General features: G+C 50.5%; 13 protein-coding genes, 1 tRNA gene and 1 other annotated feature. Of the genes, 11 read left to right on the plus strand and 3 right to left on the minus strand.

The window, feature by feature from the left end:
- Positions 1-86 precede the first annotated feature (86 nt).
- A complete protein-coding gene (locus RIL182_RS00200) occupies positions 87-515 on the plus strand; it encodes a hypothetical protein (RefSeq protein WP_006857156.1) in 429 nt (142 codons plus the stop codon).
- Here the strand turns inward: RIL182_RS00200 and RIL182_RS00205 are convergent, their stop codons facing one another.
- Complete coding sequence (locus RIL182_RS00205; protein ID WP_006857155.1) at positions 516-1,832, minus strand: sensor histidine kinase; 1,317 nt, start codon at positions 1,830-1,832, stop codon at positions 516-518.
- Positions 1,832-2,554, minus strand: coding sequence for a LytR/AlgR family response regulator transcription factor (locus RIL182_RS00210; protein ID WP_006857154.1), 723 nt, complete (start codon positions 2,552-2,554; stop codon positions 1,832-1,834). The genes RIL182_RS00205 and RIL182_RS00210 overlap by 1 nt, the downstream gene beginning before the upstream one ends.
- A gap of 205 nt (positions 2,555-2,759) precedes the next feature.
- Here RIL182_RS00210 and RIL182_RS00215 point away from each other — a divergent pair, with 205 nt between their 5' ends.
- The 10 genes from RIL182_RS00215 to RIL182_RS00265 all read left to right on the plus strand — a co-directional run bounded on the left by RIL182_RS00215 (position 2,760) and on the right by RIL182_RS00265 (position 14,185).
- Positions 2,760-3,104 (plus strand): response regulator, encoded by a 345-nt coding sequence (locus tag RIL182_RS00215; protein ID WP_243128754.1) that lies wholly within the window; start codon positions 2,760-2,762, stop codon positions 3,102-3,104.
- 50 nt (positions 3,105-3,154) lie between these two features.
- The gene (locus RIL182_RS00220; RefSeq protein WP_006857153.1) at positions 3,155-5,218 is read left to right on the plus strand and encodes a PQQ-binding-like beta-propeller repeat protein; all 2,064 of its coding nucleotides are present in this window, start codon (positions 3,155-3,157) and stop codon (positions 5,216-5,218) included.
- 350 nt (positions 5,219-5,568) lie between these two features.
- A complete protein-coding gene (locus tag RIL182_RS00230) occupies positions 5,569-5,793 on the plus strand; it encodes a hypothetical protein (RefSeq protein ID WP_006857151.1) in 225 nt (74 codons plus the stop codon).
- Positions 5,794-5,916: 123 nt separating this feature from the next.
- Positions 5,917-6,315 carry a TetR/AcrR family transcriptional regulator gene (locus RIL182_RS00235; protein ID WP_006857150.1) on the plus strand — a complete coding sequence of 133 codons (399 nt, stop codon included), beginning with the start codon at positions 5,917-5,919 and terminating at the stop codon, positions 6,313-6,315.
- A gap of 103 nt (positions 6,316-6,418) precedes the next feature.
- Entirely contained in the window at positions 6,419-7,792 is a 1,374-nt protein-coding gene (locus tag RIL182_RS00240) for a DUF1254 domain-containing protein (protein ID WP_015561501.1), read from the plus strand.
- Between the two features lie 14 nt (positions 7,793-7,806).
- A complete protein-coding gene (locus tag RIL182_RS00245) occupies positions 7,807-9,858 on the plus strand; it encodes an alkyl/aryl-sulfatase (protein WP_134522968.1) in 2,052 nt (683 codons plus the stop codon).
- A 442-nt stretch (positions 9,859-10,300) separates the two neighbouring features.
- Positions 10,301-10,813, plus strand: coding sequence for an RNA polymerase sigma factor (locus tag RIL182_RS00250; RefSeq protein WP_022111773.1), 513 nt, complete (start codon positions 10,301-10,303; stop codon positions 10,811-10,813).
- 63 nt (positions 10,814-10,876) lie between these two features.
- On the plus strand, positions 10,877-13,072 hold the full coding sequence (locus RIL182_RS00255) for a beta-propeller domain-containing protein (RefSeq protein ID WP_242655563.1): 2,196 nt from the start codon (positions 10,877-10,879) through the stop codon (positions 13,070-13,072).
- 89 nt (positions 13,073-13,161) lie between these two features.
- Positions 13,162-13,232 (plus strand) — tRNA-Cys (locus tag RIL182_RS00260).
- Between the two features lie 119 nt (positions 13,233-13,351).
- Positions 13,352-14,185 carry an alpha/beta hydrolase gene (locus RIL182_RS00265; protein WP_006857147.1) on the plus strand — a complete coding sequence of 278 codons (834 nt, stop codon included), beginning with the start codon at positions 13,352-13,354 and terminating at the stop codon, positions 14,183-14,185.
- A gap of 4 nt (positions 14,186-14,189) precedes the next feature.
- Here RIL182_RS00265 and tyrS read toward each other — a convergent pair whose 3' ends face one another.
- Positions 14,190-15,416 carry a tyrosine--tRNA ligase gene (gene tyrS, locus RIL182_RS00270; RefSeq protein ID WP_006857146.1) on the minus strand — a complete coding sequence of 409 codons (1,227 nt, stop codon included), beginning with the start codon at positions 15,414-15,416 and terminating at the stop codon, positions 14,190-14,192.
- A gap of 50 nt (positions 15,417-15,466) precedes the next feature.
- Positions 15,467-15,725: a binding site (T-box leader), on the minus strand.
- Between the last annotated feature and the right edge of the window lie 211 nt (positions 15,726-15,936).

A 15,936-nucleotide genomic window follows, 5' to 3' on the forward strand; every position in this document is an offset into this window, starting at 1 on the left:
CGGACAGCGACGGCGAATGGGGCGAAATTCGGTTCGATTTTGAAAACGGCACAGCGGAGGTCGTAAAGCTGGCGGATTGGGATACGATGAAGTCCAACGTTTTCGCAAAAACGGCGCTCCGGTTTGTTCAGAGCTTACCGGAAGCAAGACTGCTGAAAGATGCCGTTGTGCCGTTTGAGATGGGGATTTCGGAAAAACCAGCTCTTCCGACGAGCACGGCAAAAGCAACGAAGATCAATCCCGCACACACAATTTCTCTGCGGCAGACGGAGTGTCGGAAAACAGGTGAAACGATTACCGCCGCTGTCTACGAATATTTGGTGGACAACGACGGCGAATGGGGCGAGCTGCGGTTTGACTTTGAGAACGGCACAGCCGAGATAGTAAAACTGGCAGATTGGGACACAGTGAAATCTAACGTCTTTGCAAAAATGGCGATCCGGTACATACAGGGATTACCGGAAGCGAGACTGCTGAAATCTGTGGTCGTGCCGTTTTGGAAAGGCAGGGCATAATTACCCGCAGAGCATGACCTTTACACAGAACAGGCCGTCCTGATAGGTAACCGTACTCACCCCGCCGGATTTTTCTGCGATGTGACGGACAGACTGAAGTCCGACGCCGTCTCCTTTTCGCTTGGAGGACTGGAATATGCCACCTTTTTCGCGGATGACTCCGTCATAGGTGTTTTCAACCTGAATCAGGGCCAGACTGTTTCCATGCAGATAGGCGGTCAGCTCGATTCTGCGTCTGGCAGGTGCAGTACGCAGGCTGGCTTCCAGCGCATTTTCCAGCAGATTAGAGAGAACCAGACACAGATTGATTTCGTCTACAGGAAGACATTCCGGCAGATCGAGCTGCACGGAAAATGGGATCTGCTCCCGCTTCGCAAGTGCGCAGTAATGCCCGACCACGCCGTCTGCCGCCCGGTTTTCACAGAAATGCAGCTCCAGACTCGGGATTCTGGAAACTGCGCCGGAAAGATAGGCTTTGATCTTTTCAAGATTCCCTTCTTCTGCAAGGGCGGCGAGCTGACATAGCTGGTGACGCAGATCGTGCCGCGCCTGCCGTGCTTCCTCAATGGCAGCTTTCAGGCTTTCGTAGTGCTGCTGCTGCATGGAAAGCAGCTGGTTCTCCTGCTGCAATCTCACATTCCGGTTGATGCTGATCGCCATCAGAAGAAAGATTGCGTTGAAGAAAAGCATCAAAAACAAAAGTGCGATGCTGATCACAAAATACCCCTGCAAAACACGTCCGGTATAGAGCGTGTCCGCATACTTGGGGATCATAAACAGATTCAGCGCAATGAACACCAGCGGCAGCACCCAGAACACATACCAGGTCTGCGCAAAATTTTCGTCCTCGACCATCCTCCGCACGCTGTGCGTCGCAGGATAATAGGCGATGGCGGCAAACAGCCAGCAGATCGCATGATAGCAAATCACGGCCCGCAGACAGAACCATGGCGCAGCCTGCGCCTGCGGCAAACCGGCCAGCATAGCGGCGTTGATCGCCCGGCAAAGGCTGTTGATACAGGCAAATACCGCACAGACGGACAACGCAACCGTTCCGGATTTCCAAAGCGTGATCCGGAGCGTTTTTATGTAGATCACGGCTGCGAGCAAGGTCAGCCCCGCAAGCACCGGCGCAGTCGGCATACGGCGCGCATAGCACACCATGCCTCCGGCGGCACAAAGCAGCGCAAGCAGCGGGGCAAGCCACAAAACAAGCTTTGACAGCGGCTGCTTTAAACTGGATTTTACCGGGAAGCAGGCAAGCAGCATGCCGGGAATCACCACGCCGAGTTCCAGAATTGGACGCAGCAGCTCCATTATACCATCCGCCCCCTTTGAAGCAGGAATTCCATAAGCGCCTGCCGGGCGCTTTTCAGAAGGTCCTGACTGACAAATACGCGGCTTCCGTCCGCCATGCGGAAGGCGGCACCTTCCAGCTCCTTCGCGTGTTCCAGATTCACGATCACTCCGCGCCCGCACACAAAAAAGCGTGTGTCATCCTTTAGTGGGGCGATGAACGTCTTGAAGGGTTGGCGTGTGGCAAGCGTCTTTTGAACCGTCGTATGGACGTAGATCAAGTGGGCGAAGTGTTCTGCGTAGACGATGTCCTGATAGCGCAGATGGATCTCGCTTCCCTCCACCTTTAGCTCCATATATTTGTCCGGCTGCGGTATGCGGGCAAGCAGCTCGTCCGTCAGCGCGTCGATGTCCGCTTCGGTAAAGGGCTTGACCAGATAGTGCAGCGCCCGTACCTGAAAGCCCTCCAGCGCATGGTCGGTCGAGGTCGTGATAAAAACCAGCAGGCAGTCCGTGTCGGTTTTCCGCAGCTTCTTTGCCGCCTCCATGCCCGTCATGCCATCCATATAAATATCCAGAAATGCGGCAGTAAAGGGCGCTTTCCTTGCCGCTTCCAGAAATATCTCGCCGCTTTCGTATTCCAGAATATCCGCCTGTACGTTTCTCCGCTGAAGCTGCCACTCCAGCCGGCCTTTCAGCAGTGTGCGTTCCGCGGCAAGATCATCAACAATCGCAATTCTCATGCAGGGTCCTCTCCTTGTGCTTAAATTCCAAGATAATTATATCACAGCTTGTCGAGGATGACTAAGAACTGCTGTCGGAATTCGTGCCAAAATCGACCCTTTCGTGCTACGGCGCTTGAAAAAACCGAATGGCCTTTTTATACTGAGCGCAAGCAAGATGCTAAATCGGATGAAGGAAGGAGTGAGATCTGTGTATCGTATTGCAGTGTTGGCAGAACAGGAAGCAGAGCGGCAGCGCTACGCCGAGCAAATTACCCGGTTTTGTGAAGCGAAGGGGCTGTTTCCGCAGGTCATGCAATATGACGATCAGGAACATTTTTTTGAAATAGCGCAGAAAGCTGATCTAACCAATGCCGTCATTGCACTTTCCGGGGTGGCAGGGTTGAATGCGGCGGAGCACCTTCGGTCCTTATGCCCCGCATGCCGGATGATATGGTGCAGTGACCTGGATTTCTCTCTTCATGCCTTCCGGCTGCGGGCCGATTATTTCCTGATGAAGCCGGTTTCCGAAGAAGCATTCCAGCGAGGACTTAATGCCTGGATTGAATAAACGGGCATCGAACCAAACCGGGACAATAAGCACAAAAATGGAGGATATCAATGAAAAGGAAAAAGTTACAATGTTCTGTACCAACCCTTATGCTGGCAGGTGTGTTGTGCCTGACATTGGCAGCCTGCGGTGCGAAGCAGTCTTCCGACATGCCTGCATCGAATACAGACTCCGCGGTAAGCACTGCCCTGCCGGTAAAGGCCATGAATGCCAAACGTGTTGACGAAAACCCATATATGGCAAAGAGCGACGCCAACATTCACCACGACGGCTACAATACCGACTCTACGGATGAAGTCCTGCCACTCGGCATCTATCCGGAGATCAATGTTTCCTATGAAAAAACCAACGCGAACGCTTCGCCTGCCATTTACTTTGACAGCTACGGCCACGCAGTCGTTCCGCTTCTCGGCGGCATCGCCATCCGCGATCTGAACGCGGAGGAAACCACGACGCTGGGCTATTTCTCCCCAAAGCAGCATGACGGCGGCGGTTACGTCATCCAGAGCTCCTATACGTTCATGGACTCAGAAAACCGCATCGTCTGCCCAACCAGCAACAATCATGTGCTGATGCTGCGGGCAACCGATGAAGCAGGAAACGTCCTGCCTGAATTTGAAAAGGTACTGGACATTGACATCAAGGCGGCAGCCGAGGCTGCGCTCGGCAAGGAGCTGACGCAGAATCTTCTGTCCGTGGTCTTTGACTACGATGGAAACCTCTGGTTTGCAACCGGCGGCTTCCGCATCTACCCGGAGCGTGAGCAGCAGGGTGTGCTGGGCTATATCGCGCGCCCCGCCATCGATGCAATTCTCAATGGCGAGCAGGCTGACCTCTCCGACGCGGTCTTTGTTTATGAGCTTACCCCCGGCGAGGGCGCGGAAAACGGCATTGCCGCCTCCAAGGACGGAGCGGTCATCCTGACAAACCAGAACTGCTATCTGCTGCGCGCGAATAACGGCGTTGATGCCGTCTGGTGCACACCGTATGAGAGCGTCGGCGCAAAAGTCAGCGGCGAAGGCGACAAGACCACCGGCGGCGGTCTTGCCTGGGGCGGCGGCTGCTCTCCGTCGCTGACGCCGGAGCTTGTGATGTTCACCGACAACGCGGACCCCGTCAAGCTGCTGGCGCTCGATATGAAGACCGGTGAGATCGTTGCAAGTCTGCCGGTGCTGGATGAGCTGCCCGATGGCTATCAGGTGGCGGTTGAAAACTCTGCCATCGTCTATGACGACAGTGAGGGCACCGTCAGCACTATCGTGTGCAACTGGTTCGGCGCAGGCAGCGCAGGCCTTGCCGATCCAAACAGTGACTCTTCCATCCAGAGCTACGCCAACATCTATGACACAAACTGGCTGACGAAGGGCAACAGCATGATTGCTCCCGGTGTGGAGCGTGTCGATACGGTTAAAACCGATTCCGGCTATGAGATGAAGAGTATCTGGTCTCGAAATGACCTGAGCGATACATCGATTCTCAAACTTTCCACCGCGACGGGCTATATCTACGGCTATGTGCAGGATCTGGAAAGCGGCATGTGGCAATACATCATTCTGGACTTTGAGACCGGCGAGACCATCTTTACGATGGATGTTTCCAACAAGTTTGGCTACAACAATATGGCCATCGGGATGTACGCCGGAAACAGCGGCAACGCGCTCTACTGCCCGACGGGCTATCTGGAGCTGCTGTGCTTGCAGGACCGCTTCGTCTATCTTCCCGAAATGCCGTACCGCAAGGTCGATCTCGATAAGGTCGCGCGGAACGTGCTGTCGCAGGCACAGTTTGAACAGGACGGCGGCGAGGGAGCGGTTGCAAGTTGGCGCAACACCGTGACAGTCGAAAACGTCCACCCCAACACGACGGTCTCGTTCCGAATGAACAATCTTTCCGGAAGCACTGCCGAGCTGAAGCTCTATGCCTACGGTGCGGACGGAACGTTGGTGGAGGTCAGCAATGAACTGTGGTCGATCACGGATGAAGCAGGCAGTGCCGTGGATAAGCTTTCTGACGGCACACTGTATGAGCTGCGTGTGAGCGTCGCAGACGGCGGCGCGTTCGACCTGAGCGAGACGGAAAAGGAAATCAAAATTTCCGTTGTACTTGCAAAGTAAGACTCAAGGAAAGCTGTCAAAAAACTACAAAATCACCCCCGTTTCTGATTGATATGCTCCCTTTATGAGGGACAGTGAAATAAAAACACTGTCAATCACGAAGGGAGCATTGTTCATGTCAAGAAGGAAAACCAGCAGATCAGAGCAACTGTCGGCGGCGAAAGCCTCTGCATGACCTGTGGACGCGTCAGCCCTTTGTCCATGCAGTCTACCTTTGAGGACTTGGCGGTGGATTTCGAGGGTACAACCGCCAGTGGCGCGAAGCGATTCTACCGGCGTACGCTTGACAAGCTGTGCCTGAAGCTGCTTGAAAGCAGGCTTGTCCATACCGTGACGCTGAAGCAGACCGAATGCCGCAAAAGGAACAAAAAATAGCCGCCGCTGTCTACCTATATCAGGTAGACAATGACGGCGAATGGGGAGAGATCAGATTTGACTTTGCAACCGGCACAGCGGAGATCGTCTGGGGCAGAGTTGGATACGGTAAAGTCCAATGTCTTTGCAAGGACGGCGATTCGGTACATCTATGGCTTGCCGGAGGTGCGGCTGCTGAAAGAGGCTGTTGTGATGTTTGATTAAGCATTGTGATCATAAAAATTTACAATTTTTATTCAAGCAATCGCCTGATTTATTTTGTGAAGTCTGATATCTTATTATAAGAAACACTGGATAATGCACAGAAATGAGGGGATTGTGTTTTGCGGGAAGAAAAGAAAGCCGAAAAGAGACAGGAGCTTGTAGGCGTCTGCCTTGACTGCTTTGTCGAAAAGGGGCTGACCCTTGCCACGACAAAGAACCTCTGTAAGGCGGCAAAGCTGCAAAACGGCGGCATCTACTATTACTTCTCCACCAAAGAGGAAATCGTTCTTGCCTGCGCCGAGGAAGCGATCAGTCGAATTGAAAAAGCCGCGTTTGCCATCGTGCTTGAAGATATTAGTGACATCAAAAGCATGATGGATCATCTCGGTGAGCTGGCGGATAAAATGTCGCCTACCATGCGCTTTCTGGTCAGCGTATGTGTGTCGCGCGAATACGGAGAAAAGGTAAAGCCTTCCCTTGTGCGGCTTGCGGAAAGAAAGGGGCGGAATAATCGATAGTTTACCATAAAGAGAAAATCACAAACGACTTTATAGTCAATCCATACGCACAAACCCTTTCGAGGAGATGACCAAAAACAGAAGAGAATCATAGGAGGACAACATGAAAAAGATACTTGCAATTCTACTATCGCTGCTTTCCTGCGGGTTTCTTTCCGCCTGCTCTGCCGAAAAAACGCAGCCGGATACACCGGATACTGAAACCGTGTGGGAAATGGTCAGTGAGGCATACATCTATGCGTTCCCGCTGGTGCTGACCGACGCAACCAAAACATTATCGACCAATACGGACGGGACCATGACTGGCCGTGCGCCCATCAATCAGTTCAACCATGCAAAAAAGCTGGCGGACGCCTCTTTCCGCACCGTCGTGACGCCGAACGTCGATACCGTCTATTCGCAGGCATGGCTTGACATCAGCACAGAGCCTATGGTCTACGTCCTGCCGGAAACGGATCGCTTCTGCAATGTGCAGCTTCTGGATGCGTGGACGAACACCGCCGCCGTGCTGGACAAGGCGGGTGCTTATGCCATTGCGCTTCCCGGCTGGGAGGGCGAGCTGCCCGACGGTGTGACGCGCGTGGACGTGCCCACCGCAACGATGTGGTCGATCACCCGCACGGTGCTGTCCGGGAACGAGGACCTGCCCAATGTCTATGCTATTCAGGAGCAGATGCAGCTCCTGCCGCTTTCGGCTTATGTACAGGGAGGCGAGTATGCCGCACCGCAGGGAGCTTATAAAGAGGAAAATGACTTTGTTCCCGTGAACAAGGTGCTTTCCATGACGCCAGCAGAGTTTTTCAATACGGCTAACGCTCTGATGCAGGTCAACCCGCCCGCCGATGCGGATAAGGAACTGCTGAAGAAACTCTCCGCCATCAACGTGGGCGCGGGTAAGACCTTCGACGCCGCTCTCCTGGGCGAAGGAGCTGCCGAGCGCTGGACGCAGATGCTTCAGGGGCTTCGCGCCACGCTCGCCGCCGACGGCGCGAAGTATGCGCAGAAACTCGGCCAGTGGGTCTATTACGGCAAGCCCATCGGCGACTTCGGCACGGAGTATACCTACCGCGCGATGGTAGCGCTGGTGGGGCTTGGCGCCAACACCGTGGACGTGGCAATCTATCCCAAGACAGCGGTGGATGAGACCGGCGCAGCGCTGACCGGAGAAAAGAAGTATACACTCCACTTTGAAACCCTTCCTCCCACGCTGGAGGGCGGCTTCTGGTCCGTGACCGCCTACGGAGAGGATGATTTCCTCATTGACAATTCCATCGACCGCTACTGCATCAACGACCGCTCCGACTTCAAGCTGAATGCGGACGGCACATTGGATATTATCCTGTCCAAGGATGCACCGGAAGACACCTCTAACTGGCTGCCTGTTTCCGACGGGGAATTTCATCTGTTCATGCGGATCTATGTACCGGATATGACAGCACTGGATAGCTGGCAGCCACCTGTTATCCGCGAACAATAAGGAGATGGAAAAGAATGGCTATGAAACGTATTGCAGCAATGCTTCTTACATTGGTACTATTGCTGTCCTGCGTCGGCTGTGCGCAGGATGGGCGCAAAGAGCCGGGCGCGGAAAAGGCAGACCTGGGTCTGACTGCCGATGTCAAGCCCGCCACAGACTTTACGGCAAAGGCAAATGCCGCCATCTACGATGAACTTGACTTCGATGATAAGCAGGAATATGAATTCGCCACCCGTGGACTGATCGACGCGCCGGAAACACTGGAACTAAAGGACGAGGATGGGAAGATCCTCTGGAGTCAGGAAGCCTATGCGTTCCTGGACGATTACGAAAAAGCGCCTGACAGCGTAAATCCAAGTCTCTGGGAGAACACGAAAAATAACCACGCTTATGGCCTTTTTGAAGTGACGGATGGCATCTATCAGGTCCGCGGCTATGACATGGCAAACCTCACCGTTGTCAAGGGCGATACCGGCTGGATCGTCTTTGATACGCTGATGAGCGTGGAGTGCAGTCAGGCTGCCATGCAGCTGATCGAAAAGAATCTTGGTAAATTCCCGGTCAAGGCCGTCATCATCTCTCATTCCCACGTCGACCATTTTGGCGGCATCGCCGGCGTGATGGCGAAAGAGGATAAGGCAGACGAGACACTTTCTATTGAAGATCAGCTCGCCAGCGGCAAGATCCCCGTGATCACGCCTGTGGGCTTCACGGAGCACTCCGTGAAGGAAAATGTCTACGCCGGTAAGGGTATGGGCCGCCGCAGCAATTATCAGTATGGCATCCTTCTGACCCCCGGCGTGACCGGCAAGCTGGCGCAGGGCATCGGCATGGGACAGTCCACCGGAACGGTCTCGTTCATGACGCCCAGCTATGAAATCACGCAGTCTGGCGAAAAGCTGACGATCGACGGTGTGGAGCTGGAGTTCCAGCTCACGCCGGGTACGGAAGCACCCGCCGAAATGAACACGTGGCTGCCCCAGTACAAGGCGCTGTGGATGGCGGAAAACTGCACCGGCACGCTCCACAATCTCTACACGCTGCGCGGCGCGGAGGTGCGCGACGGCGCGGCATGGGCAAGCTATATCACCGAGGCCATTTCCCTTTACGGCAAGGACGCGGAGGTCACCTTCCAGTCCCACAACTGGCCGCACTGGGGAAACAACGTGGTGAACGACTACATGGTCAACACGGCTGCCGTGTATAAGTTCATCAACGACCAGACTCTGACCTATATCAATCAGGGCTACACCAGCGATGAGATCTCCAACATGATCGAGCTGCCGGAGGCACTCAATAAAATCTGGTACACCCGCCAGTACTACGGGACGGTCGCCCACAACGCCCAGGCGGTCTACCAGAAGTTCATGGGCTGGTATGACAGCAACCCTGTCAACCTGAACCCCCTCATGCCAAGCGACAGCGCAAAAAAATGGGTGGAGTACCTGGGGGATGTTGACAATGTCCTGCAAATGGCAAAGGCGGATTTTGACAAGGGTGAATATCAGTGGGTCGCCGAGGTCACAAATACCATCGTCTTTGCCGACCCGACGAACACCGATGCACGGCTTCTGTGCGCCGATGCACTGGAGCAGCTGGGGTATCAGGCGGAGTCCGGTCCGTGGCGCAACGAATATCTGACCGCCGCGCAGGAGCTGCGCCATGGAAACGCCAATTTCACCGCTTCCACCAAATCTACCGGCGACATGGTCAAGGCCCTCTCCGCGCCCATGCTGTTTGACTATATGGCCATTGTCATGGACAAGCAGGCGCTGGCTGACCGCGACTTCACCATGAACGTGATCCTGCCTGACGTGGGCGAACAGCACATGCTCCGCGTGAAGAATGGTGTGCTGCTGGTCTATGCGGATACATTGTCTGATGATGCGGACGTGTCTATTACCTGCCCGAAGAATGCGCTGTTTGCGATCCTGACTAACAATCAGGAAACGGTTACACAGGTCGTCAAGGTCGAGGGCAGCGCAGAGCTGCTGACGCTGATGATGGAGAATATGAACCAGTTCCCGATCACCGGAGCCAACCCCTTCAACATCATCGAGCCGTAACGGCTTCGCGGGGCGGTCCGTGGGAAGACCGCCCCGCTCGAGAGAAAACAGCGAGATGCTTTCAACGAAAATCAAAAGCTGTCTGTTTCTGTTGGAAACAGACAGCTTTTGCAACCTTACGGTTGCCCTGCACACCCGAATCTGTCAGCCAACAGTAAAAATTAGAATTACTTCCTTATCACTGTTAAGCCAAATTTTCGGGGTTTTTCTGCAACAGAATAGGCACTTTTACGGACTATATATATGACAGAAAAAATGGATATCCCAAATAACTGTCATGAAACCAGGATCCCATGGAGAAAGTAGTGCGAAAAATAAGCTTGATAGCTTATTTTTCGCACGGCTATTTGTTTCTGAGCAAAAACAAATAGCTTTGATTGCAGATGAAAATTTGAGATTCTCATCGTATCTTCACAACAAGTTGCTCAGAAATGAGGATTTTATGAAAAATGATATGAAGCTTGTGCGGCGGGCAAAACGCGGAGATGTGGATGCATTTGCCGAATTATATGCCGGAATATATAAGGATATGTATCGATTTGCATTGTACACACTCCGAAATACGAGCGATGCGGAAGATGCGGTAAGCGATGCTGTTACGGATGCGTTTGCATCGATCCGGAAACTGCGCAGTGAAGAGGCATTTAAGAGCTGGATATTTCGGATTTTATCCAATAAATGCAAGGATAAACTGCGTGAATACGCGGGTAAAAATGAGACCGGGATGGAAGATATAGAGGAACTCGCGCTTGATACCGGATCGGAGATGACAGAATGTATCCAGGTGAGGAAGCTGTTTTTTGAACTGGCAGATGAGGAGCGGCTGATCATCAGTATGCACCAGTTCGCAGGCTATACAAGCCGTGAGATCGCTGCAATATTACATATGAATGAAAATACCGTGCGCTCGAAGGAAAGCCGGGCATTAAAAAAAATGGGTGAGTGGTTACAATAAATTGCTATCAGTAGTTAATGAGGTAGTGAAAAAGGGATTTTTCATTACAGAATGGAGGTGCCTATGTCAGAAAAAGAAATTTTAGATAAAATAGAAAAATCTGCCGCACAGGAAAAAATTCCAGAGAGTATTGAACCGGAGCAGATCAAAAGAAAATTAAAGGAGAACCAGAAAAACAAGGTAAAACGGAGAAGCGGGATCACTTATTACGGGGCTGTAGCAGCGGCGGCACTTGTGCTTGTCATTGGCGCAGCAGGAGGAATCCATGCGGTTACCGGGGGCGGCACAGGGCTTATGACGGCGCCGGTGGGTATAGAAAAAGCGGCATCCGGGCAAAAGTCAGATGAAGGATCAGAAGGCAGCAGCGAATTAAAAGATGGAGCGACTGCAGGCGTAGAGAAAAATGCACAAAAAAAAGATGCAGGATCTTTGTATACAGTCGCAAAAAATTATGGAGAGGTCTATGATGCAATTTGCTCTGGCAGTGGTCAGGAAAAGGAAGCAGATGGAATAGCGGTTGCGGAGGGAGATAGTTCTAACTCTGGTGATGCAGCGACATATATTATGGATGACACATCAGATACCGTGGATGCGGCTGTAGACGGAGTGGAAGAAATCGGTGGTACACAGATGATAAAGGGCGCAGGAGCACAGGAGGGACAGACAGCGGCAGATATATCATCAGATACGGCAAAACAGCGGTATTCCGGGACAAATCTGCAGAAAGAAGGCGTGGATGAGAGCGATTTTGTCAAAACAGATGGTTCTTATATTTACACGGTAAGCCACAATGAAATATTGATTACGGATATCCGGAAAAAAGCATTAAAACAGATCGGAAAAATACAGATTTCTGAAACTTCATCCGACCGTGTGCTTGAGATGTATGTGGATGGTGATATTTTAAGCGTGATCGTGGAAAGTGAAGATTCCGGACTGGAAATGCAGGCAGATGATACAGAAAATTATACGGAAGACTGCTTTTATTATTTTAGTGAGGGAACACAGACACAAGTTCTTACCTATGATATCAGTGATCCGGAAAAGCCTGTAAAAACCGGGTGTGTGACGCAGGATGGAAGGTATCAGACATCAAGAAAGATCGGAAATATCATTTATCTTTTTACCAATAAAAGAATCAGTATGCCACAACAGACAAAAGAAGAAGCCGTTACGGAAGAAAATGTAAGTGGATGGATTCCGTTAGTCAATGATAAGGCGGTAGATGCAGAAGATATTTACGTGGACAATGGCGGTGGAGGAAGCAACAGTCTGCTGATATCCTCAGTAAATGTGAAAAATCCGGATCAGGTTCTGGATAATACCATGATTTTAAGTCAGTATGTGGATATCTATGTGAGTGAAAGTGCGTTTTATGTGTATCAGATAAAAGGTTCCTGGAATGATGCGGTAACACAGATTGCAAAATTTGGGCTTGCTGATGGAAAAATGAATGCCGTTGGAGCAGTTTCTGCGAATGGAAGAGTTACAGATACATTTGCGGTCAATGAATGCGAGGGAAAATTAAGAGTGTTAACGTCCGGTCAGAATGCGGTGAGTGGAGAAGCAGAAAATAATCTGTATCTGTTTGATGAAAATCTGAATCTTACCGGAAAAATTGAAGGTCTTGCGCAGGGAGAAGAAATCTATGCGGCGCGTTATCTGGGGAATATGGCTTATTTTGTTACTTATCGCAATACAGATCCGCTCTTTGCAGTGGATTTGTCGGATGACAAAAATCCCAAGGTACTCGGTGAATTAAAGATCAGTGGATTTTCAGAGTATCTGCATTTCTGGGGAGAAGATAAACTGGTCGGGATCGGATATGAGACGGATGAAAAAACAGGGGAACATACAGGTATCAAGATTACAATGTTTGACATTTCAGATTCTTCCAGTTTAAAAGAGATGAACAGTCTCGTATTAAAAGATTATAATTACAGTGAGGCACTCTATAATTATAAATGTGTGCTTGCGGATGCGGAGGAAAATCTGCTTGGATTTGCACTGCAGTCCTATGGGGATGAGGAGAGTGCCGCATATCTTTTACTTTCATGGAATGGAGAAAAATTTGAAACATTGCTGTCGCAGAATCTGACCGATCAGGCTGGAAAGCAGGATGCATCAAAAGGTGCAGACACTTCTGCGTACCGGGGAATCTATGTTGGAGATATGTTTTATATTGTCAGTACAGAAACAATCACGTCTTATGACAGAACACAGGAATATTGTGTGAAAAAAAGCATAAGTTTTAAGTAGGAAGATGAAAAAATTTAAAATCTGTCTTGACGCAGAGGAACTGTTTTGTTAAAATCGTTACAGAACTTCTGCGACAGGCAGATGAATATGGCGCGGTAGCCAAGCGGTAAGGCTCCGGTCTGCAACACCGTCATCACCGGTTCGAATCCGGTCCGTGCCTTTCAAAACCTCGAAAATATTTATTTTCGAGGTTTTTGTTTTATACATATCAAATGAACGATGAGCAAATATCTGGTTGTTGATAAAGATATGTGCAAGTTGGAAATGTAGTGGATACAGATGGAGAAAAAAATGCTGACTGAAGTTTTTTATTTACACGAAAAAGGATCTCTTGCGGATGCAAGACTTTGTACCTATATACTCGATGATTCTGATTCGATTGCGATTGAGAAACGTCCGATGATGCTCATCTGTCCGGGAGGCGGTTACGAGCACACGTCTGACCGGGAAGCAGAGCCGCTCGCCATGCATTTTCTGAGTATTGGCTATCATGTGGCAGTGCTGCGCTATTCGGTGGCACCGGCAGTTTATCCGACGGCCCTGTTAGAGGCAACGGCGTCCATGAAGCTGATTCATGAACATGCGAAGGAGTGGTATGTGGACACAGATAAGATCGTGGTGCAGGGATCTTCTGCAGGCGGACACCTTGCAGCATGCCTTGCGATGTTCTGGCATACAAAGTGGCTGGCAGAGATGGCGGGTGTAACAAACGATATATTAAAACCTGCAGCAATGCTTTTAAATTACCCGGTTATTACTTCCGGAGAATATGCACACCGGGGATCTTTTAAACAGCTTCTCGGCGGCAATGAGACAGAAGAAATGTTAGAATTGCTTTCTCTTGAAAAACAGGTGACAGAGTATACACCGCCGGCATTTATCTGGCATACTTACACAGATCAGTCAGTCCCGGTGCAAAATTCCCTGCTTTTGATCGAGGCAATGAAAAAATATGAGATACCGGTGGAATTTCATATGTATCCGGTCGGGAAACATGGACTCAGTACCTGCAGCAGGCTCACAGCAATGCGGGATGGTACAGGAATCCAGCAGGAGTGCGGGAGCTGGCTTCTTTTGGCAAAGAGGTGGCTGATCGCACTCCGGGATGAGTAAAAAATTATTTTAAAACAATCTTTACAAATTTCTTTTTACCACGTTTTACGACAAGTCCGTCAGCACCGAAAGCGTCAGCTCCGTAAGTGGTCTGGATATCAGTTACTTTTTCGTCAGCAACGGATACACCGCCCTGCTGTACGGCACGTCTTGCGTCGGAGCGGGATGGAGCAAGCTCAGCTTTTACTAAGAGAGCAAGGATATCTAAATCGCCGTCTGCAAAGTCAGCAGCAGTCAGCTCTAAGGTCGGCATGTGGGCAGAGTCGCCACCGCCCGCGAATAAAGCGTGGGATGCTTCTTTTGCTTTGTTTGCTTCTTCCTCGCCGTGAACCAGTTTGGTCAGCTCGAAGGCAAGAATCTCTTTTGCCTGGTTTAACTGTGCGCCTTCCCAGCTTTCCATTGCGTCGATCTCCTCTAATGGAAGGAAAGTCAGCATACGGATGCATTTTAATACGTCCGCATCAGAGACGTTTCTCCAGTACTGGAAGAAGTCGAATGGGGAAGTCTTGTTCGGATCAAGCCATACAGCACCGGACTGTGTTTTACCCATTTTTTTGCCTTCGGAATTTAAAAGAAGGTTGATGGTCATCGCGTAAGCGTCTTTTCCGAGTTTTCTACGGATCAGCTCGGTACCGCCTAACATGTTGCTCCACTGGTCATCACCGCCGAACTCCATGTTACAGCCGTATTTCTGGTATAAGGTGTAGAAGTCGTAGCTCTGCATGATCATGTAGTTAAACTCTAAGAAACTTAACCCTTTTTCCATACGCTGTTTGTAGCATTCTGCGGTCAGCATACGGTTAACGGAGAAATGAGCGCCGACTTCACGCAGTACGTCAATGTAATTTAAGTCCATCAGCCAGTCTGCGTTGTTTACCATAAGTGCTTTTCCATCGGAAAAATCGATGAAACGGCTCATCTGTTTCTTGAAGCAGTCACAGTTGTGCTGGATCGTCTCCGGTGTCATCATCTGGCGCATGTCGGTACGGCCGGATGGATCCCCGATCATGGCAGTTCCGCCGCCGATTAAGGCGATTGGTTTGTTGCCTGCCATCTGGAGACGTTTCATTAAGCATAATGCCATGAAGTGTCCTACATGAAGGCTGTCTGCGGTCGGGTCAAAACCAATGTAAAAAGTAGCTTTTCCGTTGTTGATCAGATCTTTGATCTCTGCTTCGTCAGTTACCTGGGCGATCAGGCCTCTGGCAACTAATTCATCGTATAATGTCATAATTATAAATCCTCCTGAAAATAAAATTGCATTAAAAAATCCCCGTCCCTAAAAAGGACGAGGAAAAAACTCGTGTTACCACCTTTGTTCGCAGGCAATTCACATTGTCTGCCTCATCGAGTGTCCGACAACACTCAGGCGCTTGTAACGTGCGCCGCTACGTCACAGCCTACTATCGCATCCTTAGAAATACGAATTTGGTGTGAAGCTCGGGGATGTATTCGAAATAAGTTTTCCGTGCACCTCTCATCGACCGGTTGCTTTCTGTCCGTTCCGCTTATTTTTACTTCTTCCCGTCAAAGCTGTTGTTCTGCTTCAATTAACGCCATTATAGACGCGGTGCGTCGGATTTGTCAAGAAAATATTTTTTTAAAGACTGCGACCTTTTATCTTTTTCATGCGTCTAATCTATGTAAAGGTTCAGTGGTCAGAATGTTGCCACGGAATCATGCAAAGAGCATGAAAACATTGTATACTCAGAGGTAAAAAACGACATGGGATATGCAATGACATGCCTTCT

Origin of the sequence: Roseburia intestinalis L1-82 (assembly GCF_900537995.1) — a bacterium.
In the GTDB taxonomy this organism is placed as follows: domain Bacteria; phylum Bacillota; class Clostridia; order Lachnospirales; family Lachnospiraceae; genus Roseburia; species Roseburia intestinalis.

Coding starts and splice junctions, on each gene's coding strand:
- RIL182_RS00245 (WP_134522968.1), top strand. CDS start 7,807: ATGGCTATGAAACGTATTGCAGCAATGCTTCTTACATTGGTACTATTG.
- RIL182_RS00250 (WP_022111773.1), top strand. CDS start 10,301: ATGAAAAATGATATGAAGCTTGTGCGGCGGGCAAAACGCGGAGATGTG.
- RIL182_RS00230 (WP_006857151.1), top strand. CDS start 5,569: ATGCCGCAAAAGGAACAAAAAATAGCCGCCGCTGTCTACCTATATCAG.
- tyrS (WP_006857146.1), bottom strand. CDS start 15,416: ATGACATTATACGATGAATTAGTTGCCAGAGGCCTGATCGCCCAGGTA.
- RIL182_RS00240 (WP_015561501.1), top strand. CDS start 6,419: ATGAAAAAGATACTTGCAATTCTACTATCGCTGCTTTCCTGCGGGTTT.
- RIL182_RS00255 (WP_242655563.1), top strand. CDS start 10,877: ATGTCAGAAAAAGAAATTTTAGATAAAATAGAAAAATCTGCCGCACAG.
- RIL182_RS00265 (WP_006857147.1), top strand. CDS start 13,352: ATGGAGAAAAAAATGCTGACTGAAGTTTTTTATTTACACGAAAAAGGA.
- RIL182_RS00220 (WP_006857153.1), top strand. CDS start 3,155: ATGAAAAGGAAAAAGTTACAATGTTCTGTACCAACCCTTATGCTGGCA.
- RIL182_RS00205 (WP_006857155.1), bottom strand. CDS start 1,832: ATGGAGCTGCTGCGTCCAATTCTGGAACTCGGCGTGGTGATTCCCGGC.
- RIL182_RS00200 (WP_006857156.1), top strand. CDS start 87: ATGAAGTCCAACGTTTTCGCAAAAACGGCGCTCCGGTTTGTTCAGAGC.
- RIL182_RS00210 (WP_006857154.1), bottom strand. CDS start 2,554: ATGAGAATTGCGATTGTTGATGATCTTGCCGCGGAACGCACACTGCTG.